This is a genomic window from Streptomyces sp. NPDC050418, assembly GCF_044458745.1.
GTDB lineage: Bacteria > Actinomycetota > Actinomycetes > Streptomycetales > Streptomycetaceae > Streptomyces.
The window spans coordinates 475,935-498,394 of record NZ_JBITIG010000002.1 but is presented as its reverse complement, the minus strand read 5'-3'; the positions used below and the strand labels follow the sequence as shown (position 1 = coordinate 498,394).

Annotated in this window: 23 protein-coding genes; 7 read left to right on the top strand and 16 right to left on the bottom strand. The window is 71.6% G+C overall.

The features are described 5' to 3' along the window. Positions 1-214: 214 nt before the first annotated feature. Positions 215-1,129, bottom strand: coding sequence for a DUF4344 domain-containing metallopeptidase (locus ACIBI4_RS06595; protein WP_399202500.1), 915 nt, complete (start codon positions 1,127-1,129; stop codon positions 215-217). A gap of 112 nt (positions 1,130-1,241) precedes the next feature. Further along, a complete protein-coding gene (locus ACIBI4_RS06590; protein ID WP_399202499.1) occupies positions 1,242-2,099 on the bottom strand; it encodes an alpha/beta fold hydrolase in 858 nt (285 codons plus the stop codon). A 147-nt stretch (positions 2,100-2,246) separates the two neighbouring features. Between ACIBI4_RS06590 and sigJ the strand changes: the two genes are divergently transcribed. Both sigJ and ACIBI4_RS06580 read left to right on the top strand, forming a co-directional pair. Beyond that, complete coding sequence (sigJ, locus tag ACIBI4_RS06585; RefSeq protein WP_399202498.1) at positions 2,247-3,143, top strand: RNA polymerase sigma factor SigJ; 897 nt, start codon at positions 2,247-2,249, stop codon at positions 3,141-3,143. Positions 3,144-3,357: 214 nt separating this feature from the next. Then, positions 3,358-4,116, top strand: a complete 759-nt coding sequence (locus ACIBI4_RS06580) for a GntR family transcriptional regulator (protein ID WP_399202497.1) — start codon at positions 3,358-3,360, stop codon at positions 4,114-4,116. Between the two features lie 93 nt (positions 4,117-4,209). On the opposite strand, the gene ACIBI4_RS06575 is transcribed toward ACIBI4_RS06580, so the two are convergent. The 3 genes from ACIBI4_RS06575 to ACIBI4_RS06565 all read right to left on the bottom strand — a co-directional run bounded on the left by ACIBI4_RS06575 (position 4,210) and on the right by ACIBI4_RS06565 (position 7,571). After that, complete coding sequence (locus ACIBI4_RS06575; protein WP_399202496.1) at positions 4,210-5,364, bottom strand: ROK family transcriptional regulator; 1,155 nt, start codon at positions 5,362-5,364, stop codon at positions 4,210-4,212. A gap of 215 nt (positions 5,365-5,579) precedes the next feature. Continuing rightward, positions 5,580-6,230, bottom strand: coding sequence for a response regulator (locus ACIBI4_RS06570; protein ID WP_399202494.1), 651 nt, complete (start codon positions 6,228-6,230; stop codon positions 5,580-5,582). Between the two features lie 129 nt (positions 6,231-6,359). After that, complete coding sequence (locus tag ACIBI4_RS06565; protein ID WP_399202493.1) at positions 6,360-7,571, bottom strand: sensor histidine kinase; 1,212 nt, start codon at positions 7,569-7,571, stop codon at positions 6,360-6,362. 106 nt (positions 7,572-7,677) lie between these two features. Between ACIBI4_RS06565 and ACIBI4_RS06560 the strand changes: the two genes are divergently transcribed. From ACIBI4_RS06560 to ACIBI4_RS06550, 3 genes are all read left to right on the top strand, one after another. Then, a complete protein-coding gene (locus tag ACIBI4_RS06560; protein WP_399202492.1) occupies positions 7,678-8,598 on the top strand; it encodes an ABC transporter ATP-binding protein in 921 nt (306 codons plus the stop codon). A gap of 93 nt (positions 8,599-8,691) precedes the next feature. Beyond that, positions 8,692-9,429 (top strand): ABC transporter permease, encoded by a 738-nt coding sequence (locus ACIBI4_RS06555; RefSeq protein ID WP_399202491.1) that lies wholly within the window; start codon positions 8,692-8,694, stop codon positions 9,427-9,429. Positions 9,430-9,470: 41 nt separating this feature from the next. Then, positions 9,471-9,860 (top strand): hypothetical protein, encoded by a 390-nt coding sequence (locus ACIBI4_RS06550; RefSeq protein WP_399202490.1) that lies wholly within the window; start codon positions 9,471-9,473, stop codon positions 9,858-9,860. 12 nt (positions 9,861-9,872) lie between these two features. Here ACIBI4_RS06550 and mug read toward each other — a convergent pair whose 3' ends face one another. The 10 genes from mug to ACIBI4_RS06500 all read right to left on the bottom strand — a co-directional run bounded on the left by mug (position 9,873) and on the right by ACIBI4_RS06500 (position 20,813). Continuing rightward, the gene (gene mug / locus ACIBI4_RS06545; protein WP_399202488.1) at positions 9,873-10,418 is read right to left on the bottom strand and encodes a G/U mismatch-specific DNA glycosylase; all 546 of its coding nucleotides are present in this window, start codon (positions 10,416-10,418) and stop codon (positions 9,873-9,875) included. Between the two features lie 16 nt (positions 10,419-10,434). After that, positions 10,435-11,868 (bottom strand): adenylosuccinate lyase, encoded by a 1,434-nt coding sequence (gene purB / locus ACIBI4_RS06540; RefSeq protein WP_399202487.1) that lies wholly within the window; start codon positions 11,866-11,868, stop codon positions 10,435-10,437. 141 nt (positions 11,869-12,009) lie between these two features. Further along, a complete protein-coding gene (locus ACIBI4_RS06535; protein WP_399202486.1) occupies positions 12,010-12,777 on the bottom strand; it encodes an SGNH/GDSL hydrolase family protein in 768 nt (255 codons plus the stop codon). 13 nt (positions 12,778-12,790) lie between these two features. After that, a complete protein-coding gene (locus ACIBI4_RS06530; protein WP_399202484.1) occupies positions 12,791-13,264 on the bottom strand; it encodes a GNAT family N-acetyltransferase in 474 nt (157 codons plus the stop codon). 39 nt (positions 13,265-13,303) lie between these two features. Next, positions 13,304-14,317 (bottom strand): hemolysin family protein, encoded by a 1,014-nt coding sequence (locus ACIBI4_RS06525; protein ID WP_399202483.1) that lies wholly within the window; start codon positions 14,315-14,317, stop codon positions 13,304-13,306. After that, complete coding sequence (locus tag ACIBI4_RS06520; protein WP_399202482.1) at positions 14,314-15,645, bottom strand: hemolysin family protein; 1,332 nt, start codon at positions 15,643-15,645, stop codon at positions 14,314-14,316. The genes ACIBI4_RS06525 and ACIBI4_RS06520 overlap by 4 nt, the downstream gene beginning before the upstream one ends. 240 nt (positions 15,646-15,885) lie before the next feature. Further along, positions 15,886-16,350: a GNAT family N-acetyltransferase gene (locus ACIBI4_RS06515; protein WP_399202661.1), complete on the bottom strand. Its 465-nt coding sequence runs from the start codon at positions 16,348-16,350 to the stop codon at positions 15,886-15,888. A 55-nt stretch (positions 16,351-16,405) separates the two neighbouring features. Next, complete coding sequence (locus ACIBI4_RS06510; protein WP_399202481.1) at positions 16,406-17,320, bottom strand: LLM class F420-dependent oxidoreductase; 915 nt, start codon at positions 17,318-17,320, stop codon at positions 16,406-16,408. A gap of 78 nt (positions 17,321-17,398) precedes the next feature. Further along, the gene (locus ACIBI4_RS06505) at positions 17,399-19,963 is read right to left on the bottom strand and encodes an ABC transporter permease (protein ID WP_399202480.1); all 2,565 of its coding nucleotides are present in this window, start codon (positions 19,961-19,963) and stop codon (positions 17,399-17,401) included. A gap of 7 nt (positions 19,964-19,970) precedes the next feature. After that, positions 19,971-20,813: an ABC transporter ATP-binding protein gene (locus ACIBI4_RS06500; protein WP_399202479.1), complete on the bottom strand. Its 843-nt coding sequence runs from the start codon at positions 20,811-20,813 to the stop codon at positions 19,971-19,973. A gap of 178 nt (positions 20,814-20,991) precedes the next feature. Between ACIBI4_RS06500 and ACIBI4_RS06495 the strand changes: the two genes are divergently transcribed. Further along, positions 20,992-21,216 (top strand): toxin-antitoxin system HicB family antitoxin, encoded by a 225-nt coding sequence (locus tag ACIBI4_RS06495; RefSeq protein ID WP_399202478.1) that lies wholly within the window; start codon positions 20,992-20,994, stop codon positions 21,214-21,216. Next, entirely contained in the window at positions 21,213-21,584 is a 372-nt protein-coding gene (locus ACIBI4_RS06490) for a fic family toxin-antitoxin system, toxin component (protein ID WP_399202477.1), read from the top strand. Before ACIBI4_RS06495 ends, ACIBI4_RS06490 begins: the two co-directional genes overlap by 4 nt. A gap of 10 nt (positions 21,585-21,594) precedes the next feature. Here ACIBI4_RS06490 and ACIBI4_RS06485 read toward each other — a convergent pair whose 3' ends face one another. Continuing rightward, the gene (locus tag ACIBI4_RS06485) at positions 21,595-22,422 is read right to left on the bottom strand and encodes a DUF6597 domain-containing transcriptional factor (RefSeq protein ID WP_399202476.1); all 828 of its coding nucleotides are present in this window, start codon (positions 22,420-22,422) and stop codon (positions 21,595-21,597) included. Positions 22,423-22,460 lie beyond the last annotated feature (38 nt).

Genomic DNA, 22,460 nt, shown 5'->3' with positions numbered 1-22,460 from the left:
GCCGATAGAAACGGCTGAGGTCAGGGCCATCGTCAAGGGTTTCCGCGCCGAAGGCGGGCAACGCCGGCACCATCACGGCCAGGGAGACAGCTGCAGCAGTGCCTGCCAACGCACAGCGTCGACGCATCGGTGGTCCCTCCAGAGGGTGCCCCCGGACCACTTTAGGCCTGGCCCTATCGCTTCGCCCGTCGGCGCCGGACCGGGCCGGACCTCCTCACTTGACGGGCTGCGGCTTGAGATAGGGCTTGAGGAGCGTCGCCCAGGCCTTGGAGATCTTCTGGAACTCGGTCTCGCAGTTCCCCGCCCGTGAGCTCGGAAGGACGCCGTCAGGGTTGCTGTCGTTCCGCACCACACTCTCGTACGCGGCGGGGTCGGAGCCGTACAGCCAGCAGGCCCAGTTGAAGAAGCGTTGCGCGTTGAGGCTGTGCTCGTCGGCGTACTGGTCGAGCCGTTGGCCGGAGTCCTTGGCCTCGTCGGCGGCCGCGAATCCGCCCCAGGCGTTGATGGTGTCGATGGCGTAGCCGATGTGCTTGTCGTCGCTGGTGGCGAGCAGCAGCACCGAGAGCTGGTCGACGGCGTCCTCTTCCTTGCCGGTGGTCGGCAGGTCGTAGATGTCGATGACGGCGTGGCCCAGTTCGTGGAAGACGATGCCGTTGGTGAAGCCCGCGACAGAGTCGTCGACCTCCTTGGCGGCGGGCTTGTGGCCCTTGTCGTCGGGCTGTTGGAAGAGTTCGCGGGCTTTCGTGGCGAATTCGTAGCAGAAGCGGATCTGGCGCCGGAACGAGTCCCAGTTCGCGTTCTCCTCATCGCAGTTGGTGGCGACGATTCCGATCGGCCCCGGCACCTCGACGCGCGAGTTGGCGTAGGCGGCGATGTCGTCAAGGACCTTGGCCCGGGTGAAGAACTGCTCTTCCTTCTTGTTCTGCGGAGTCATACCCGGCTCGATGACCGGTACGAGCCCCTGCTCGTCGGCCGTGGACGAGGCTGTGCTGGGCGCGGCCTGGACGGCCAGTCTCCGGCTTCCGGGGTCGGCCGAGGCCGGCTCGCCTTGGCCGGAGGAGCAGGCAGTGGCCAGCACCAGCGTGATGGCGACCGCGGCCGGCGCGTACGGGCGATTCCTGTGGACCATGGCGTGCGACCTCGTGCTGTGGAGGACGAACCTGAAGAAATAGTGATGAATGAGTCACTCCACCATCCCTCACGCCCTCGAAGGCCGCCTCCGAAGCGTGGCAACAGATTGCTCAGACGGCCACGGCCCGTCGGCAGGTGTCCTCGATGACCCTCGCCACCAGGGCCGGTTCGTCGCCGTGCGGAACATGCCCGCAGCCGGGCAGCCGGACCAGGCGCGCTCCGGGCAGTGTCTGCTTGGCGCGGATGCCCTGGCGGCGCAGCAGCAGCCGGTCGCGGCTGCCCCAGGCGATCGTGACCGGGATGGCGTCCGTGTCCATGGTGAACGTGTCCCGCAACTGGACGGTCCGCCCGGCGGCGAGCGTCTGGTGGAAGCCGGTGGCCTCGCGCAGCGCCCGCGTCTCGGCGACCACCGCCTCGGGTGAACGGCGGCCGGGCCGGGCGTAGATGGTGCTGGTCAGCGCCGCACGCCCGGCGGCGGACCGCGCCAGCCGCTCGATCGCGGGCCGGGGCAGCAGCGAGGCGCCGCGGTGCATCGCGAGCAGCGTGCCGAACGCGTAGCGGCGTTCGGCCTCCGTCCAGAAGCCGGCCGGAGACAGCGCCGTCACGGACCGTACGAGCTTCTCGCGGCCCATCTCCAGGGCCAGCAGACCGCCGAGCGAATTGCCCACCACGTGCGGACGCTCGATGTCGAGCGCCGTGCACAGCGCGGCGAGGACCGGCACCACACCGGCCAGGTCGTACGCGAGCCCGTCCGGCAGCGCGGGCGAGGCGCCGAAGCCCGGCAGGTCGACGGCTATCACGTCCCGCTCGGCGGCCAGGATCCCGAACACCGGGTCCCAGGCCTGGTGGTGGTGGCCGATCCCGTGCAGGAGCAGCAGCGGATCACCCGCTCCGGCGCGGCGGTACACGACGCTCGCGTCCTTCGGTCCCTGTGCGGTGTCGACACTGAAGGTGACGGTGGCGGACATGCTGCTCCTCGTCGCTGGAGAACGCTGCACGGCGCGGCCCGGTACCGCCGCAGCCTTTTAGACATGATGTCAGCAACAACTACCGTTCGGTAACCCCTTGTTGAATCCGGCTGGACACGGCATGGGGAGCCGGGGTGGGATGGCAGGGTGCCGACCGACACCTTTGTGGACGAATTCGAAGCCTGCCGCCCGGTCCTGACCGGCGTCGCCTACCGCATGCTCGGCCGCGTCGCGGACGCCGAGGACGTGGTCCAGGAGGCCTGGCTGCGCTGGTCGGCGACCGACCGCGCAGACGTCAAGGACCATCGCGCCTTCCTCGTGCGGATCACCACCCGCCTGGCCATCGACCGGCTGCGCCAGGTCCAGGCGCGGCGCGAGGCGTACGTGGGGCCCTGGCTGCCGGAGCCCGTGGTCACCGAGTTCGGCGGGACGGTGCCCGACACCGCCGAACAGGCCGTGCTCGCCGACTCCGTCTCCCTCGCCGTCCTGGTCGTCCTGGAATCCCTGTCGCCCCTGGAACGCGCGGTGTTCGTGCTGCGCGAGGCCTTCGGCCTCCCGTTCGCGCAGATCGCCGAGACCCTCGACCGCTCCGAGCCGGCCGTGCGCCAGCTCGCGGGGCGCGCCCGCCGGCATGTCGAGGAGGGCAAGCCCCGCTATGACGTCGACCCGGTCGAACGCCGCGCGCTCACCGAGCGGTTCCTGGCCGCCGCCGGGGCGGGCGACCTGGACGGACTGATCGGCCTGCTCGCGCCCGACGCACGCCTCGTCGGCGACAGCGGCGGCAAGGCCAAGGCCCCGCTGCGGGTCCTGGAGAGCGCGAGCAAGGTGGCCCGCTTCCTGCACGGCGTGTCCGGGCCGAGCAGCGAGCTGATCGACTCCTTCCGTATCGAGGAGATCAACGGCGGACCGGCCGTCCTGGGTCTCATCGGCGACCGCGTGGAGGTGGTGATGCAGCTCGACATCGCGGACGGCGTCGTCCAGAGCGTCTATGTCATGCGCAACCCGGACAAGTTGGAGTCCCTGACGGCGCAGCTCAAGGGCTGACCCGCCCCGCCGGCCGACCCTCGCGCCAAGCCCCCGCCCAGCCGTGGCGGGGGCTTTGTCGTGCGTCGCTCTCTGTAACGGACCAGGGATTGGTCTTGACCAAGGGTGTGCGCCCACCTATCGTCGCGGATAGTGCAGGAACCTTTAATAAACAAGGCCACGTAAAAGCCGCCAGGGGCTGGGCATTTACGCCAGGGCGATTGCGGAGGACAGGGTGGGGACCACGCAGCTGGAGACGACTCCGGAGACGAAGTACTGGCATCTCAAGACCGTGATCGGTGAGGCGCTGGACTCCGAGTTCGCGGTCGGCGAGATTCTGCCCAACGAGCGCGATCTGGCCGCCCGCTTCGGCGTCGCGCGCGCCACGCTGCGCCAGGCACTGGAACAGCTCGAACTCGAAGGCCGTCTGCAGCGCCGCCGCGGCGTCGGCACCACCGTCGCCCCGCCCCGGATGGGCGTGGCCGTCGGAGCCGCGGGCAACGGCTGGCCGGGCAGCAGCGGTGACGCCTGGCAGGCCGCCGACTCCACCCGGGAGATTCCGCCCGCCACGGTCGCCGAGCTCCTCGGCACGGGCCTCGACGAGCACGTGCACGTGCTGCGCCGCTCGCGCACGTACGGCGGACAGCCCGTCGCCGCCGATCTGCTGTACGTTCCGGCCGGTTCGGTGCCCGACCTCACGGCGATCGACGTCCCGGACGGTGCCACGCGGGCCCGCGCCGTGCTGCGCGAGCTGCAGCGCCTCGGCTTCGAGGGCGAGGACCGCGCGGTCGAGCTCGGCTCGGCGCGCGCCGACGACGCCCGTCAGCTGGACCGTCTGCCCGGCGCGCCCGTGCTCCTCGTGACCACCCGTTACTTCGGCCCCGGCGGGCGTACGGCCGCGGTGTCGGTCGCCACGTACCGCGCGGACACCTGCCGGCTGACGTTCGGCGGCGATGTGGAGTTCCACTCCGGCCCCGAGCGCCAGGCCTCCTGAGCCACGGCTTCACTCCCCCCACGGACCCGGCCCGCCGTACCCCTTCACGGCGGGCCGTGGGGTGTCCGGGTCCCTGCCGGCAAAGAGCCCGGGTCAGCGCCCGGTGACCGTGCCTTCCACCGCGAACAGCTCCTCCTCGACGTGGTCGAGCGCGAGCCGCAGCGCCCCCGTCGCCACCGCCGCCTCGCCCAGCATCGACAGCGCCACCCGCGGCGGCCGCAGACAGAAACGGGTCAACTCGCGGCGCAGTGGTTCCAGTACGTCGTCGAGGCCCGCGGCCCAGCCGCCGATCACCACCAGCTCGGGGTCGAGCGCGAGCACCAGTGCGGCCACGTCGTGCACGAGGCGCTGGATGTAGCGCTCCACCGCGGCCTTCGCGCCCACATCGCCCTCGCGGGCGTGCCGGAAGACCTCGGTGACCGCCTGCTCGTCCAGCGGATGCAGCGGTTCGTCCGTCGTCGAGAGCAGCGTTTCCGGGGTGGCCTCGCGGCCGAGCAGATGCAGGGCGCCGATCTCGCCGGCCGCACCCCCGTACCCGCGGTGCAGCCGTCCGCCGATCAGGGAACCCGCGCCGGGGGAGAGGCCCGCGAGGACCACGACCACGTCGTCCGAGTCGCGGGCCGCGCCCTTCCAGTGCTCGGCGACGGCCGCGGCGTTGGCGTCGTTCTCCACCAGGACCGGGCACCTGAACGAGCGGCGCAGGCGTTCGCCGAGCGGCAGCCCCGTCCAGCCGGGCAGCGCTGTTCCGAGCCGTACGGTGCCGTCCGCCTCGACGATGCCCGGGCTGCCGACGCCGACCGCGCGCAGCGAGCCGCGGGCGATACCGGCGCGGCGCAGCAGCTCGGCGACACAGGTGCGCAGCCGCTCCAGACGCTCGTCGGACGAGGCGGTCTCGTCGACCTCCTTCTGGCCGGTGCCGAGCACCTTGCCGTCGAGGTCGGAAAGGACCGCGGCCACGCGATGCGGGCCGATCTCCAGGCCCAGCAGATGTCCGGCCTCCGCGCGGAACCGGAAGCGGCGCGCCGGCCGGCCCTGACGCCGTGCCGCGCCTTCCTCGACCGGCGCCTCGACGACAAGGCCGGCCTCGATCAGACCCTCGACGACGCCCTCGACCGTCGGCCGCGACAGGCCCGTGACGCGGGTGATCTCGGTGAGGGTCGCGGAGTCGGCGGTGCGCAGGGCGTGCAGCACCACGGCCGAGTTGATCCGTCGTAGGAGCGAGGGATCCCCGCCGGTCAACCGGCTCAACGTACATCCTCCCTGCTCGGCGAGCTGCTTTGGCCGGATCGTACTCGCCGCGCCCCGGCCACGGCGAGTGCCGGGAGGCCCACAGCCCGTGGTCCGAGGTCCGGTCCGGGGCGGGACTGTGATCCTGCGGACCCGATCAGTCCGGATAAGGGCGGCATAGGGGGTGAGCTGGGGCGCTGCGTTCACCCCGAATCAGCAGCACACCCGAGCCGAGCTCAGCCCGGCGACACGAACCCCGACTCGTACGCCGCGATGACCGCCTGCGTCCTGTCCCGCGCCCCCAACTTCGCGAGGACGGCGCTCACATGGGACTTCACGGTCTCGGCGCCGACGATCAGCTCGGCAGCGATCTCGGCGTTGGACATACCGCGCGCCATCAGCCGCAGCACGGCCGACTCGCGCTCGGTCAGCGCCGCGCGCTCCATCGCCGCACGGGCGGGAGCGGCTCCGTACGAGGCCGCGAGTGAGCGGACGGCCGACGGGAACAGCAGGGTCTCGCCCTCCGCGATCAGCCGGATCGCGTGCACGATCTCGGACGGACGGGCGCGCTTGAGCAGGAAGCCGTCGGCTCCGGCGCGCAGGGCGTCGTACACGTACTCGTCGTTCTCGAAGGTGGTCACCACGACGATCTTCGGCGGGTCGTCGACCGAGCGGAGCACGGCGCGGGTCGCCTCGATGCCGTCGAGCAGCGGCATCCGTACGTCCATCGCCACGACGTCCGGCCGCAGCGAACGGACCAGCGGCACCACCGCGGCTCCGTCCGCCGCCTCGCCGACCACCTCGATGTCCGGCTGCGCCTCGAGGACGGCGCGCAGACCGGCGCGGACCAGGGGTTCGTCGTCGACTAGCAGGACCGTGATCGCCATCGGGCCAGCCTAGAGCCTGCGGATCACCGGCCGAGCGGCAGTCCCGGGCAGGTCGCAGCGGTCCCGGGCACACGGTGGCGGTCCGGGGTACGGGGTCCTGTCCGGACCGTTCAATGCGGTCAGGTCCGTTCAGGACACCGGAAGGTCGACGTGCAGCAGCCATGTGCCGTCCTGAGGGCCCGCCTTCGCCTTCCCGCCGAGCAAGGTGGCCCGTTCGCGGATGCCGCGCAGGCCCGAGCCGCTGCCGACGCCGAGCGAGGTGCCGGAGAGCGGATTGCTCACGGTCAGGAGGAGACGCCGCTCCTCGGCCGTGATCCGCACTGTCACCGGCACCGAGCCCGCGTGCCGCAACACGTTCGTGAGGGCCTCCTGAAGAATCCGGTACGCCTCGCGTGTGACCGGACCGGGCAGCCGGTCGACCGGCCCGGTGATCTCCGCGTCGACCTTCGCGCCGGAGGCGCGCGCCGAGTCGAGGAGCCGGTCGGCCTCGGCGAGCGTGGGGCGCCGGTGCGCGGGCTCGCCCGGCTCGCGCAGCACCTTCAGGACCCGGTCGAGGTCCTCCAGCGCGGCCCGCCCGGTGTCCTCGATCGCGGCGAGCGCCTGGTCCGTGAACTCCGGGCTGTTGGCGGCCCGCGCCGCGCCCGCCTGCACGACGGCGACGGTGAGCGCGTGGCCGATCGAGTCGTGCAACTCGCGGGCCATGCGGTTGTGTTCGAGCAGGTGCTCGGTGCGCTCCTCCAGAACGGCGAGGCGTTCGGCGGGGGAGGGGCCCAACGCGCGCAGGGCGGTGCGGGCCATGAGGGCGCCGACGCCCGCCGCCACATACGCGAGCACGAGCAGCGGCAGCGGTACGAGGAAGAGGTACGCCCAGTGCGCGCCGTGCACCGAGACAACTGAGTCCGAGCCGGGGTCTTCGCCGACGACGGCGCCGGCGAAGGTCAGTGTGGTCGCGGCCGCCTGGACCGTCAGATAGGCGACCAGGCTGCCCGCTTCGAGGCGGAGCACCATCCACAGCGCCGTGACGGCCCGGTCGCGCCAACTCTGGGCCGGGCGCGCCACGATGACCGGCTCCGCGCTCTCCTCGCCGACGCGTCGCGCATGCCGGCCCGGGAACAGCATCAGCCGCGCCTGGTGCCCCTCGGCCAGCCGCATCGCCGGCACCAGGCCCACGGCGGCGACCAGCGGGATCGGCAGCAGGGCGAGCAGCGCCCAGCGCGCGGGCGAGTCGGTGTGCACCCCGACGATGAACGATCCGATCACCGTGGGGACGGCCCCCACGACCAGATGGACCCAGCGCGTATAGGTCACCGCACGGGTCAGCGGTCGCAGGAATCGAGGCATGACGCCATCGTGCCAGCCGCCTGTGACAGCCGGTTCCCCCGCGCGGGGGAGAAGATCCCCACCCGCGGGGGAAGCCCGGCGGCCCGCCGCTCGGGAGGCTTGAGCCATGACAAGCATCGAGGTCACAGCACTCACCAAGGAGTACGGCAGCACGCGGGCCGTCGACGGGCTGAGCTTCACCGTGGAGCCCGGCAAGGTCACCGGATTCCTCGGCCCGAACGGCGCCGGCAAGTCCACCACCATGCGGCTCGTCCTGGGCCTTGACCGTCCGACCTCCGGGACGGCCACGATCGGCGGCCGGACCTACGCCTCGCTCCCCGACCCGCTCCGCCAGGTCGGCGCCCTGCTCGACGCCCAGAACGCGCACGCCTCCCGCACCGGCCGCAACCACCTGCGCGCCCTCGCGGTCGGCAACGGCCTTCCGGCGGCACGCGTGGACGAGGTCCTGGAGCAGACCGGCCTCGCCTCGGCGGCGGGCCGGCGCATCAAGACGTACTCCCTCGGCATGCGCCAGCGCCTGGGCATCGCCGCCGCCCTGCTCGGCGACCCGCCGGTGATCATGCTCGACGAGCCGTCCAACGGGCTCGACCCCGAGGGCATCATCTGGATCCGCGAACTCCTGCGCCGCCTCGCCCGCGAGGGCCGCACGGTCCTGGTCTCCAGCCACCTCATGAACGAGACCGCGTCCTTCGCCGACCACCTGGTCGTCCTCGGCCGCGGCCGGCTCCTCGCGGACACACCGATGCGCGCGTTCCTCGAAGAGCACCGCAAGGACCGCGTCCACGTCCGCAGCACCGAGCAGACCCGGCTGCGCGACGCTCTGGTCAGGCAGGGGTACGAGGTCGCGTTCGGCGAGGACGGGCAGCTCACGGTCGAGAGCGCCCGGGCCGCCGACATCGGTCCCCTCGCGGCCCGGGAGGGAGTTCCGGTCCTCGAACTCGTCGATGAGCAGGCCTCGTTGGAGCAGGCCTATCTGGCGCTGACGGCCCAGGAGACCGAGTTCGCCGCAGCACCCTCCAGCTCCTGACGCCGCCCCCTCCAGCTCCTGACGCCGCCCCCTCCCGCTCCTGACGCCGCCTTGCCACCAGCCGCCCAACCCCCTCGCCGAGGAGACCGCTCCATGACCACGTCCGCCGTCCTGCACGCCGAATGGATCAAGATCCGCTCCGTCCGCGCCAGTTGGGGTTCCCTGCTCGCCGTGCTCGGCGTCACCCTCGCCATCACGCTGCTCGCGTTCCCGCTCATCGGCGAGGCCGAGGCGGACAACGCCGACTACGACACACTCCTCGGCGCCTTCTACGCGATGAACTTCGCCCAGATCGCCGCGATCAGCTTCGGCGCCACCGCGTTCTCCAGCGAGTTCGCCCACAACGCGCTGCGTGTCTCGCTCGCCGCGGTCCCGCGCAGAGGGCTCTTCTACGCGGCGAAGACCGCGGTGATCGGTGCCGCCGCGCTCGTCCTCGGCCTGGTCACGTCCTTCGCCACGTTCCTGACCGGTCAGCTCTTCATGGGGGAGTACGCAATCGGCCTCGGCCACCCCGGAGCGCTGAGCGCCTGCGTCGGCGGCGGGATCTATCTGGCCCTGATGGCGCTGCTCGCGAGCGGGCTCACCGCGCTGCTGCGCAGCGGGGTCGCGGTCCTGAGCATCCTCATCCCCTTCGTCCTGATCGTGGGCTTCGTCATCGGCGACATGTCGGCGGGCGTCGCCGAGTTCCTGCCGGACCGCGCAGGACAGGTCGTCCTGCACTCCGAGCACACCGGAACCCTCGGTCCGTGGACGGGACTCGGCGTCACCGCCCTGTGGGCGGCCGCCTCGCTGCTCGCCGGCTGGTGGGCCGTGCGGCGCCGCGACGCCTGAGCCGAAGGCCCGTTGTCAGTGGCGCTTGCTCTACTGGACGCATGACCGAAGCCCGCCCGGTGCACGACCAGTTGACCACCCTGGATCTGCTGTGCTCCCGCGCTCTCGACGCGGAGCACGGCGGTCCGGGGACCGGTGCGTCCGGCCCCGGTTACCGGATCGCCGAGCTGGCCCGCGAGGAGGCCGCGGCGGTCCTCGCGGCGCTGAGGGCACCGCTCGCCCACCGCTGGGGCGAGCCCGAGGCGCACACCCTGGCCGACCGCGACCGCTCGGAGATACCCGAACCCTGGGCGTTCCTGGGGACCTTGGCGGACGAGGCGCTGGTGTGGCGTCTCGTGTCGCACTCGGACGACCGCCGGCTGGCGCTCGCCCTCACCCACGACACACCGACCCGCCTCCTGGCCCTCGTCACCACGGCCGACCTGCCGTAGGACCGGACCGGGTCAGCCTGCGGAGGCCTCCCGGAGCCGTCCGTACTCCTCGGCCATGCGCTCCACCGTCCACTGCGCGTTCAGACCGCTGGGGTTGGGCAGCACCCACACGCGGCTGCCGCCGACCGTCCGCTCCTGCGGCCCGATCTGCGCCTTGCGCTCACCGAACGCCGCCCGGTACGCGGTCACGCCCACGACCGCGAGCCACTCGGGCGCGAGCCGCTCCACCTTCGCCGCGAGGATCCGGCCGCCCGCCACGTACTCCTCGGGGCGCAGCTCGTCCGCACGGGCCGTGGCGCGCGCGACGACATTGGTGATGCCGAGTCCGTACGAGAGCAACTCCCGCTGCTCGGAAGGCCGGAGCTGTCGCGGTGTGAAGCCGGAGAGGTGGAGGACCGGCCAGAAGCGGTTGCCGGGCCGGGCGAAATGGAACCCGGAGGCCGCCGTCAGGAGACCGGGATTGATGCCGCAGAACAGCACACGCAGACCGCCCGCGACCACATCGTCGACGATGCGGTCGCGGGCGGCCTCGAGTTCCTCGCGGCTGAACCTTGTCACTCGTGGCTGTACCAGGTCAGAGGATCGCGCCGGGCGTGTAGGCGGCGGCCTCGGGGTGCTGCTTGACCAGCTCGTCGATCCGGGAGACGACCACGCCGACCTGGCCGGCGGCCGCTCCCGTGAACGACAGCTTGTCCGCCATGAGCTCGTCGAGCTGCGTCCGGTCCAGCGGGATCCGCTCGTCGGCCGCCAGCTTGTCGAGCAGCTCGTTGCGCTCGGCGCCCTGCTCACGCATCGCGAGCGCCGAGGCGACCGCGTGCTCCTTGATCGCCTCGTGCGCGACCTCACGGCCCACACCGCCGCGCACCGCGCCCATCAAGACCTTGGTCGTGGCGAGGAACGGCAGGTAGCGGTCCAGTTCGCGGGCGACGACGGCCGGGAACGCGCCGAACTCGTCGAGGACGGTCAGGAAGGTCTCCAGGAGGCCGTCCAGCGCGAAGAACGCGTCGGGCAGCGCGACCCGGCGGACCACCGAGCAGGAGACATCGCCCTCGTTCCACTGGTCACCGGCCAGCTCACCGGTCATCGACGCGTAGCCGCGCAGGATGACCATGAGGCCGTTGACGCGCTCGCACGAGCGGGTGTTCATCTTGTGCGGCATCGCGGACGAGCCGACCTGGCCCGGCTTGAAGCCCTCGGTGACCAGCTCGTGCCCGGCCATCAGACGGATCGTCTTGGCGAGCGAGGACGGCGCCGCGGCCAGCTGCACGAGGGAGGTGACGACCTCGTAGTCGAGCGAGCGCGGGTAGACCTGGCCGACGGAGGTGAACGCCGTGGCGAAGCCGAGGTGCCGCGCGATGCGCTGCTCCAGATCGGCCAGCTTCGCGTCGTCGCCGCCGAGCAGGTCGAGCATGTCCTGGGCGGTGCCGACCGGGCCCTTGATGCCACGCAGCGGGTAGCGGCCGAGCAGCTCCTCCAGGCGGCCGTACGCGACGAGCAGCTCGTCGGCGCCGGTCGCGAAGCGCTTGCCGAGAGTGGTGGCCTGCGCGGCGACGTTGTGCGAGCGGCCCGCCATCACCAGCTCGCCGTACTCGGCGGAGAGCTTGCCGAGCCGGGCGAGAACGGCGACCGTACGGTCCCGCATCAGTTCCAGGGAGAGCCGGATCTGCAGCTGCTCGACGTTCTCCGTGAGGTCACGCGAGGTCATGCCCTTGTGGACGTGCTCATGGCCGGCGAGGGCGTTGAACTCCTCGATCCGCGCCTTCACATCGTGCCGCGTGACCTTCTCGCGCTCGGCGATCGAGGCGAGGTCGACCTGGTCGAGTACACGCTCGTAGTCGGCGAGCGCCTGCTCGGGCACGTCGATCCCGAGGTCCTTCTGCGCCCGCAGGACGGCCAGCCACAGCTGACGCTCCAGCCTGACCTTCTGCTCGGGGGACCACAGGGCGGCCAGCTCCACGGAGGCGTAGCGGCCGGCCAGAACGTTCGGGATACGGGGCTTCACAGTCACGATCGGTAAGTCTACTGGCCAAACGTGCAGGCCAACGCCGTCGGGGTTTTCGTCGGAAGATACGAGCGCCGTACGAGCGCCGGGCGAGGGCGGTCGCGCCCCCGTTCCCGAAGCCGCCCCCACGCCTCCGAGCACCGCCGCTCAGTCGTACGGCAGCAGCTCCGGCCGCTTCGCCGGACGCCCGTCGCCCGAGCTGCGGCCCGTGAGCCGCCGCCCGATCCACGGCAGCAGGTGCTGCCGGGCGAAGGAGACGTCGGCGGTCCTGCGTGCCATCCAGTTCGGCGGGGCCGCGGGGGCCAGCGGTGCGCGCCAGTCCTCCTCGGGCTCGTAGCCGAGCGCCTGCCAGACCGCCTCGGCCACCCGTCGGTGCCCCTCGCCGGTCAGATGCAGCCGGTCCACGTCCCACATCCGCTGGTCGGACAGGGCCGGGGCGCCGTACAGGTCGACGACGACCGCGCCGTGCCGCGCGGCCAGACCGTCCACGTGCGCGAAGAGCTCCTCCATGCGCGGCCGGAAGCGGTCGAGGACCGGGCCCTGACGGCCGGGGCTGCGCATCAGGACAAGCTGCTTGCACGCCGGGGCGAGCTTCTCGACCGCCTCGGTGAGCCGGTCGCGCACCATGTCCATGTCGCACTTGGGCCGCAGCGTGTCGTTGAGACCGCCGACCAGCGTCACCACGTCGGCGCGCATCGCGGCGGCCGCCTCGACCTGCTCGTCGACGATCTGGCCGATGAGCTTGCCGCGTACGGCGAGGTTGGCGTAGCGGAAGCCGGGTTCGACGCGCGCCATCCGCACGGCGAGCTGGTCGGCCCAGCCGCGGTAGCTGCCGTCGGGCAGGAGGTCGGACATGCCCTCGGTGAAGGAGTCACCGATCGCGACGAGACTGGTGTATGTGGCATTGATCTGCATGGCGCGAGTGATGCTATCCCGCTCCCTTGTGGGCGAGCACGCCGACCGTCTGGCCGCCGCTCGTCTCGCCGGTCGGCTCGAAGCCGAGGCCCAGGTAGAAGCCCTCGGGCCCGTCCGGACCCGGATGCCACGTCACGTACAGCCGCCGCTCGCCGCGCCTGCGCAGCTCGTCGGCCACGGCCTCCACCGCGAAGCGGCCGTATCCGCGGCCCTGGGCCCCGGCGGCGATGTTCAGCCGCCACAGCCCGGACCGTATGTCCGTGCCCTGCGGATCCTCGTCCCAGTGGATGTCGAGGAACGCCATCAGAAAGCCGACCGCCTCGTCACCGTCCATGATCAGCCGGGGCCAGGCCACCTCGCCGTGGACATACGCCTCGGCGAGGGACTTCACGACGCTCTCCACCAGGTGCTCCTGGTCGCTGCGCACCCGGATGGAGAGCGCCGTCTCGAGGTTCTGCGCGGTGACCGGTTCCAGGCGAAGGCTCATGCGGCTCACCCTAAGGACCAGGTCAACCGGTTTACGGCCTCACGCGGGCTGCCCGAACAGCTCCCGCAGTACGTCCTCCATGGTCACCAGACCGGCGAGCCGCCCGTCCGTGCCGATCACCGCGGCCACATGCGTACGGCTGCGGCGCATCGCCGTCAGCACATCGTCGAGCGGGGTCGTCTCGCGGACCCGGGCGATCGTGCGCATGTCCCGCACCTGGAACGGCATATCGCGCGGCTGCACCTCGAGAGCGTCCTTGACGTGCAGATATCCGACGATCCTGCGGGCCTGGTCCACCACGGGGAAGCGCGAGAAGCCGGACTCGGCCGACAGCCGCTCCAACTCCTCCGGCGTCACGCCGAGCCGCGCGTAGACGACCCGCTCCAGGGGCAGCGCGACGTCCTTCACGGGCCGGTTGCCCAGTTCGAGAGCGTCGTGCAGCCGCTCCGTGGCGCGGTCGTCGAGCAGGCCCGCGGCGCTGGAGTCCTTGACGATACGGGCCAGTTGGTCGTCCGAGAACGACGCTTCGACCTCGCCCTTCGGCTCCACCTTGAGCACCTTGAGCAGCGTGTTCGCGAAGGCGTTGATCGCGAAGATCACCGGGCGCAGCGCCCGCGTCAGCGCCACCAGCGGCGGGCCGAGGAGCAGCGCGGACTTCACCGGTTCGGCGAGCGCGATGTTCTTCGGGATCATCTCGCCGAGCAGCATGTGCAGATACGTGGCCACGGCCAGCGCGATCACGAACGAGATCGGATGCACCAGACCGTGCGGCACGCCCACGGAGTCGAAGACCGGCTCCAGGAGGTGCGCGATGGCGGGCTCCGCGACGATGCCGAGCACCAGGGTGCACAGGGTGATGCCGAGCTGGGCCGCGGCCATCAGATGCGAGACGTGCTCAAGGCCCCACACGACACTGCGGGCCCGCCGGTCGCCTTCCTCGGCGTACGGCTCGATCTGGCTGCGGCGCACCGAGATCAGCGCGAACTCGGCGCCCACGAAGAACGCGTTGACGACCAGGGTCGCCAGACCGATGAGGAGCTGTACGGCGATCATCGTCCGTCCTCCTCGGAGGTCTCGTGCAGGGGTGCGTGCATCAGGACGCGGGCGGCGCGCCGCCCCGTCGCGTCGACGACGTCGAGGCGCCAGCCGGCCACCTCGACGCGGTCGCCGACGGCCGGGATGTGGCCGAGCTCGGTGGCCATCAGACCGGCGAGCGTCTCGTACGGGCCGTCCGGGGTGCGCAGGCCGATCTTCTCCAGCTGGTCCGTGCGGGCGGCGCCGTCCGCCGAGAACAGCGCACGGCCCTCGTCGTCCTCGCCGGCCGGGGCCAGATCGCTGGTCTCGTGCGGATCGTGCTCGTCGCGGACCTCGCCCACGACCTCCTCGACGATGTCCTCCAGGGTGGCCACTCCCGCCGTGCCGCCGTACTCGTCGATGACGACGGCCATGGTCCGCTTGCCGGAGAGGCGGTCGAGCAGCCGGTCGACGGTCAGCGACTCCGGGACGAGGAGCGGTTCGCGCATCAACTGCGCCACCGACCGGCGGTGCCGCAGCTCGGCGGGCACCGCGAGGACGTCCTTGATGTGCACGACGCCCACGACCTGGTCGAGGGACTCGCGGTAGACCGGGAAGCGGGACAGGCCCGTCGCCCGCGTCGCCGAGGCGACATCCTCCGCGGTGGCCTTCACGTCCAGGGCCATGACCTGCACGCGCGGCGTCATCACGTTCTCGGCGGTGAGGTCGGCGAGGTTCAGCGTCCGCACGAACAGCTCGGCCGTGTCCGCCTCCAAGGCGCCTTCCTTGGCGGAGTGCCGGGCCAGCGCGGCCAGCTCCTGCGGCCCGCGCGCGGACGCCAGCTCCTCGGCGGGCTCCATGCCGAAGCGGCGTACGGTCCGGTTCGCCGTGTTGTTGAGGTGGTTGATCAGCGGCTTGAACGCCAGGCTGAACCAGCGCTGCGCGGTCGCCACGCGCTTGGCGACGGAGAGCGGGGAGGAGATCGCCCAGTTCTTGGGCACCAGCTCACCGACGACCATCAGGACGATCGTCGACACCATCGTGGCGAGAACCAGGGCGACGCTGTCGGCCGCGCTCCGGGAGAGACCGAGGGCGTCCAGCGGGCCGGCGAGCAGCTTGCCGAGGGACGGCTTCGAGAGCATGCCGATGACCAGACCCGTGACGGTGATGCCGAGCTGGGCGCCGGAGAGCTGGAAGGTGAGCGTGCGCACGGCCTTGAGCGCACTGTCGGCGCCGCGCTCGCCCTCGGCGGCGGCCCGCTCCAGGGTGGAGCGCTCGACCGTGGTCAGCGAGAACTCGGCGGCCACGAAGACACCGCAGGCCAGCGTGAGCAGCAGGGCCACGGCGAGCAGGAGCACTTCGGTCATCGGGTCACCTCCGTCCCATGATCGGCCAGGGACACGGGGAGTGCGCGATGTCGGGTACTGGGAGGCTCGCCCATGGGCGGACGCTCACACCTTTCCTCAGAACGGAACCGGCGCGGTGGCCGGCACGGAATCGGGGGTGCCGCTGTGGATCACAGAGGCACCCCCATCGTAAAGGAATCGCAAAAGGGGCAGAGCGTCACTCGGCGCACGTCGAGCCGCCGGGCGACGCCCCGAGTCGTCTCACTCCCCGAGGGGCTTCACCCAGCGCCGCCACTGCTCCTGCGGCGCGTACCCGCCGGCCTCCCAGGCCCGCTGCCCGGACTCGTTGCGCACGAGGACCATCGCGTCCGCCCGGCGCCCGCCGAGCGCCACGAACCGTTCCTCGGCCGCGGCCAGGAGCGCCGAGCCGATGCCGCGCCGCCGGCGGTCGGGGTGCACGGCGAGCCGGTAGAGGTGACAGCGCCAGCCGTCGAAGCCCGCGATCACCGTTCCCACCAGCTCGTCCGCCAGCTCGGCGAGCAGCAGCGCCTCCGGGTCGCGCTCGACGAGCCGCTCGATGCCCGCCCGGTCGTCGCTGATGCTGGTGCCCTCGGCCGCCGTCTTCCAGAAGGCGAGTACGGCGTCGAGGTCCTCCGGAGTCGCGGCCCGGATCCGCAGTGCAGTCATACGCGCATCCCACCACCGGCCTGCGCGCGCGAGCCACAGGATTCCGCGATACGGACACGGGGCGGGGCCGCGCCTACGCGTCCCGGTGCCGCGCCTACGCGTCCCGCAGCGCCTCGATGACCGGGGCGAAGGCCTCCATGTACGGCTCAAGGACGGTCAGATACGTGAGCCCGAACCGTTCGCGCAGGCCGAGGAGTTGCCGTACGACCTCGTCGAGCTCGCCGATCGCGAGGATCGGCAGGTCGAGGACCTGCTCCGGTGTCAGATGGGTGCTGCGTGCGGCGAGTGCCTCGACGGCCTTGGCGCGGTCATCGGTGAGCTGCACCATCTGCAGCAGCAGATTGCGCTCGGCGGGCTCCTCGGCTGCGCCCCGCCCGGCGCGCTCGAACTCCTCGTACCGCGCGATCCCGGCCGCGAACTGGTCGGCGGACAGGGCGAGAAGAGTGCCGGGCTCCTGGGGGTGCGAGCGCGCTCCGGTGAAGGCCGCGATCCGCGCCTCCTCGGCGGCGAGCCGCAGCATCCGCGTCCCGTTGCCCCCGATCAGGAGCGGCGGACCGCCGTCCTGGGCGAGCTGCCCGCGCAGCGGCTCCTCGGAGCACAGCCTCTTCAACTCGCGCACGGTGCGTACGAGATGACCGACCCGCTCGCCGGGCTTGCCCCACGGCAGCCCGGCGCTCTCGTGCTCGGCCCGTACGTACCCCGCGCCCAGGCCCACCTCCAGGCGGCCGCCGGTGAGCGCGTCGGTGGTGGCGATCTCGCGGGCGAGCAGTGTGGGGTTCCAGAAGCCGGTGTTGAGCACGAAGGTGCCCAGGCGCACCCGCTCCGTCACCGCCGCCGCGGCCACCAGGGCCGGGAACGGGGCGGGCATGCCCAGATGGTCCGGGACCAGGAGCACGTCATAGCCGAGCTCCTCGACCCGGCGGCACTTGGCGCGCCACTCGGCGGCGGGGGAGGGGCTGATGAGGCTGACGCCGAAGCGGAACGGGCGCCGGTTCACCGGACTGTTCAAGGAGACTCCCTGATCACGCGCCACCGAAACTCCTCCTCATGCGCCACGAAAGCCCCTCCTCATGCGCGATGGAAACCCCTACTCATGCGCGATGGCAGCCAGCACATTCATCCGCGCCGCCCGCATCGCCGGCAGCAGCGCCGCCGCGAGGCCCACCACGATGGAGCCGAGCACCACCGCGATCATCGTGCCCCAGGGGATCGCGAACGCGGTCATGCCCTCCAGGGCGAGCACCTGCTGCACCGCCACGCCCCACACGAGTCCGAGCGCGATCCCGAGGAGCGCCCCGAAGACCGAGATGACCACCGACTCCAGACGGATCATCCAGCTCAACTGCCGCCGGGCGAGCCCGATCGCGCGCAGCAGCCCGATCTCGCGGGTCCGCTCGACGACCGACAGTGCCAGCGTGTTGACGACACCGAGGATCGCGATGATGATCGCCAGGCCGAGCAGCGCGTAGACGAGGTAGAGCATCACGGCGATCTGGCCGCGGATCAGCTCCTTGTAGTCCGCCTGGTCGCGCACCTGCACCTGCGGATACGGATCCAGCACCTTCTCCAGGCTCGTCCGCAGGGCGTCCACGTCGACCCCGGAACCCGCGTTGATGTACACCGCCGAGTCCTGGCCGTCCGGCACATACTTGTCGGCGGTCGCGAAGCCGAGGAAGATCCCGCCCTGCGGACCGAACGAGCCGCTGCCGGGCAGATCCGTGAGCGCGCCCACGGTCAGGGTCGCCTTGCGCTTGCCGGGGAACTCGACGGGCAGCCGGTCGCCCGCCTTGATCCCGTGCTCGGCGGCGAACTTGTGGTCCATGCCGAGCGCGCCGTCCGCGAGCGCCGCGTCCGTACTGCCGGTCGTGTACACGACCTTCGCCACCTCGTCGAGCCGCGGCTCGTACGCCGAGGCCGTGGACTCCACGCGGTCGCCGTCCGGCAGATCGAGCGCGATCGGCACGAACCGCTGCCGTACGACGACAGAGGCGCCCTCCGCTCCCTTGGCCGCGTCGGTGACCTCCGTCGGGAACGGCATGAAGTTGCTGTTCTGCACCACGAAGTCCGCGCCGAGCGAGCGGTCGATCTGCTCGTCGAAGGACTTGGTCATCGACGCGCTGGCCACCGAGAGCCCGCCCACCAGGGCGAGTCCGACCATCAGCGCCGCGGCGGTCGCACCCGTGCGGCGGGGATTGCGCAGCGCGTTGCGCTGGCTCATCCGCCCCACCGAACCGAAGAGCGCCGGGAAGGCACCGCCGAGTACCCGGATCACCGGCCGTACGAGCAGCGGACCGGCGATCACCGTGGCGATCAGCGTCAGGACCACACCGAGCCCGAGCAGCGAGCCCGCGCCCGCACTGTCCTCGGCCAGCGCACAGCCGATCAGGGCCGCCGCACCGGCCGCGCCCACGACCGAGCCGACGATCGCGCGCACCGTCAACGGCCGCCCCAGACCCATCACTTCGATGTCCGCGAGCGCCGCCATCGGCGACACCCGCGCCGCCCGCCGCGCCGGAAGATAGGCCGCGAGGAAGGTGACGCCCACGCCGACCGCGTACGAGATGACGGGCGTCGGCCAGCCGATCACCATCTCGGTCGTCTTGAGGTTCATCCCGAGCAGGCCCATCAGCTCGATGAGCCCCACGGCCAGGCCGATCCCGGTGGCCAGACCCAGGGTCGAGCCGACGACGCCGAGCAGCAGCGCCTCGGTGAGGACGGAGCGCCGCACCTGGCGGCGGTCCGCGCCGAGCGCCCGCATCAGGCCCAGTTCGCGGGTGCGCTGGGCGATCAGCATCGAGAACGTGTTGACGATCAGGAAGATGCCGACCAGCACCGCGATGCCCGCGAAGCCGAGCATCACGTACTTGATGATGTCGAGGAAGCCGCCGAGCTCCTCGGCCGCGGACTTCGCCTGCTCGTCGGCGGTCTGCAGCTCGTACGTGCCACCGAGTTCGGCCGCGAGGTTCCGCTTGAGCCGGTCGTCACTCACCCCGTCGGCCGCGTCCACGGAGATCCCGGTGGCCTTGTCCGCGTCGCCGAGGAGCTGCTTCTGGGCGGTCGCGGTGTCCAGGAACACCAGCGCCGCACCGGGGTTGGTGGTGGTGAACGTGGCGATGCCGACGATCTCCACCTTGAACGAACCGGGCCGCGCGAGCACCGTCAGTGAGTCGCCGATCTCCAGGTTCTTCTTGTCGGCGGTGTCGGCGTCCAGGAGCGCCTCGCCAGGCCCCGCGGGCTCGCGGCCGTCGGTCAGCTCGACCGGACTGCGGTCGGTCACGTACCAGTTGGTGGCGATCGTGGGGGCGCCCGTGGTCGATCCGACCGGCTCGTTGTCGGCGTCGACGACCGTGATGTTCTCGACACCCACGTCGAGATGCGTACCGGCCACACCCTCCACCGAGCGGACCTGCTCGGCGAGTTCGGCCGGGACCGTGGCGACCAGGCCGGTGGGGATGCCCTCGTCGATGTCCTCCTTGGCCGTGATGGTGACATCGGCCGAGGTCGAGGCGAAGAGCCGGTCGAAGGTACGGGTCACCGTGTCCGAGAAGATCAGACTGCCCGCGACGAACGCCACGGAGAGGACCACGGCGAGCGCGGAGAGGAACAGACGGCCCTTGTGGGCGAAGAAGCTGCGGAGGGTGGCTTTGAGCACGGACGCCTCAGTCCTTGGTCAGGGGGTCGGCGGAGTCCTGACCGAGGGAACCGTCGGCGTGCGGGCCCGGCAGCGCGCCGAGCGAGTCGAAGCGCTTCATGCGCTCCAGGACCGCGTCCGCCGTCGGCCGCTCCATCTCGTCCACGATCCGTCCGTCGCCGAGGAAGAGCACCAGGTCCGAGTGGGCCGCCGCGCCCGGGTCGTGCGTGACCATGACGACCGTCTGCTCCAGCTCGTCCACGGCCTCGCGCAGGAAGCCGAGTACTTCGAGCCCGGCACGCGAGTCGAGGTTCCCCGTCGGCTCGTCCGCGAAGATCAGCTCGGGCCGTGAGGCCAGCGCCCGCGCGCACGCCACGCGCTGCTGCTGGCCGCCGGAGAGCTGGGCGGGCCGGTGCTTGAGGCGGTCGCGCAGACCGAGCGTGTCGATCACGCGCTCCAGCCACTCCGCGTCGGGTTTGCGCCCGGCGATGTCCATGGGCAGCGTGATGTTCTCCAGGGCGTTGAGCGTGGGCAGCAGGTTGAACGCCTGGAACATGAAGCCGATCCGGTCCCTGCGCAGCCGGGTGAGCTCACGCTCGCGCAGCCCTGTGATCTCGGTGCCGCCCAGCCAGACCTGTCCCGCGGAGACGGAGTCGAGCCCGGCCAGACAGTGCATCAGCGTCGATTTGCCGGAGCCCGATGGGCCCATCACGGCGGTGAAGCGGCCGCGGCCGATGTCGACATTGACCGCGTCGAGGGCGACGACGACCGTCTCGCCCGTGCCGTACGCCTTGGTTAGACCGCGCGCCCTGGCCGCGATGGCGGCCGGCTCCGCGTGGTCGGTGAGCTGTGCTCCTGACGGTGTGGTCAAGGCCGCCTCCCGGGCTTCCAGGCCATCCCAACTCCCTTGCGAACGCCGAGAGTAGCGGCGTCGCGTGTCCGTCCGGTATCCCTCCGAGGTCGGGCCTCGTCAACGCGTGTAAGGGCCATCTGAATAGCAGCCCCGGCGGCCCTTGCCGGTGCTAGCGCTCCGGCGCTAGCTTGGAGGTATGCCGAAGACTCAGCTCAACGTCCGCGTGGACGAGGAGACCGCACGGGCCGCCCGCGAGCGTGCGCTGGCCCGGGGGATGAGCGTGAACCGCTACATCGAGGAGCTGGTCCGCCAGGACGTCGGCGAGGCCGGCCGCACGTTCGTCGACTCGGCGGCGGACTTCATGAAGAACTACGAGTCGGTCTTCACCGAGGAGTTCGGTCCGGAGCGCGGGCGGTCTTGACTCTGAAGATCGACCTCGCCTGGCTCCTGATGATCGCCGAGCAGAAGACACCCGGTGACCCCCAGGTCACCGACTGGGGCTCCCTCGTGGCCGCGGTCGCCCGCCACGAGGCGGAGATATTCGGCGTCCCGGTCTACGACGACCCGCACGAACGCGCGGCCGCCCTCCTCCAGCAGCTCCTGCACATCCCCGCCCTGGAGCGCTCCAACGCGATGTTCGCCTGCGCCGTCGCGTACGGCTACCTCGTGGCGAGCGGCCTCAAGGTCGCGACCTCGGCGGAACAGGTCCGCGACCTGGCGCGCCTGGTGAAGACCGGCGAGGCGGGCATCCAGCAGATCACCGACGAACTGCGGGGCTGGAGCGGCTAGTCCACGTGGGTCACCCCCGGTCCGCACCGCGCGGCTGCGCATACGCCGTCGGCGGCACCCCGACCGTCGCCGTGAAGTCCCGTACCAGATGGGCCTGGTCGGTGTAGCCGAGCTCCGCCGCAAGCTCGGCCCAGCGCACCTGCGCGTCCGACTCCGCACGCTCCAGCGCCTCGTGGATGCGGTAACGCAGGATGACCCACTTCGGTCCGACCCCCACGTACTGCGCGAAGAGCCGCTGCAGCGTCCGCAGTGCCAGCCCCTCGTCGCGGGCCAGCGCCCCGGCGCGCAGGATCGTGCGGTCGCCGCGGATCCGCTCCACCAGCGCCATCGCGAGATCGGCCTGCGGGTCGGGCCGCGGGCCGCGCGCCAGCAGAAAGGTGTCGAGCGCCGCCACACGCCCGGCGTCGTCGTCGGGACCGAGCACGGAGGCGAGGACCTCGGGATCCTCCCGAAGGCCCTCGAACACCTCCCCGAGCGGCAGCCGCCGCCCCGTCCACTCGGCGACCGGTGCCTGCGGGGCGAACGGCCGGAAGCCGCCCGGCCGGAACTGCACCCCGCACACCCGCCCCACCCCTTCCAGCTTCTGCGTGAACAGCCCGAGCCCGATCCCGGCCACCTCGCCGTGCTCGTCACCGCCGGAGCGCTGGAAGACGACGTTGACCGACGGGTGCGGAACGACATGCGAGGCGTACGGCTGCGGCAGATCCCAGTCGATCAGCCAGTAGTGCTCCAGATACGGGCGCAGCGCGGCCGCCGGTTCATGGCGGCGGAAGCGGACCCGCGCCAGCAGGTCGGCCGCGTCGACGATGCCACGGTGATCCCTGCGCGGAGCTGCCATGCCCCGGAGTCTAGGAACAGCAGTGGCGCGTTTCTACA

Bases quoted from the DNA above. Each gene is read 5' to 3' on its own strand.
- ACIBI4_RS06485 (WP_399202476.1), bottom strand. From the start codon at position 22,422: ATGGCAGCTCCGCGCAGGGATCACCGTGGCATCGTCGACGCGGCCGAC.
- ACIBI4_RS06565 (WP_399202493.1), bottom strand. From the start codon at position 7,571: ATGCCTCGATTCCTGCGACCGCTGACCCGTGCGGTGACCTATACGCGC.
- ACIBI4_RS06520 (WP_399202482.1), bottom strand. From the start codon at position 15,645: ATGACCGAAGTGCTCCTGCTCGCCGTGGCCCTGCTGCTCACGCTGGCC.
- ACIBI4_RS06495 (WP_399202478.1), top strand. From the start codon at position 20,992: ATGCCGAAGACTCAGCTCAACGTCCGCGTGGACGAGGAGACCGCACGG.
- ACIBI4_RS06530 (WP_399202484.1), bottom strand. From the start codon at position 13,264: ATGAGCCTTCGCCTGGAACCGGTCACCGCGCAGAACCTCGAGACGGCG.
- ACIBI4_RS06535 (WP_399202486.1), bottom strand. From the start codon at position 12,777: ATGCAGATCAATGCCACATACACCAGTCTCGTCGCGATCGGTGACTCC.
- ACIBI4_RS06560 (WP_399202492.1), top strand. From the start codon at position 7,678: ATGACAAGCATCGAGGTCACAGCACTCACCAAGGAGTACGGCAGCACG.
- ACIBI4_RS06550 (WP_399202490.1), top strand. From the start codon at position 9,471: ATGACCGAAGCCCGCCCGGTGCACGACCAGTTGACCACCCTGGATCTG.
- ACIBI4_RS06590 (WP_399202499.1), bottom strand. From the start codon at position 2,099: ATGTCCGCCACCGTCACCTTCAGTGTCGACACCGCACAGGGACCGAAG.
- ACIBI4_RS06595 (WP_399202500.1), bottom strand. From the start codon at position 1,129: ATGGTCCACAGGAATCGCCCGTACGCGCCGGCCGCGGTCGCCATCACG.
- ACIBI4_RS06555 (WP_399202491.1), top strand. From the start codon at position 8,692: ATGACCACGTCCGCCGTCCTGCACGCCGAATGGATCAAGATCCGCTCC.
- ACIBI4_RS06570 (WP_399202494.1), bottom strand. From the start codon at position 6,230: ATGGCGATCACGGTCCTGCTAGTCGACGACGAACCCCTGGTCCGCGCC.
- ACIBI4_RS06525 (WP_399202483.1), bottom strand. From the start codon at position 14,317: ATGATCGCCGTACAGCTCCTCATCGGTCTGGCGACCCTGGTCGTCAAC.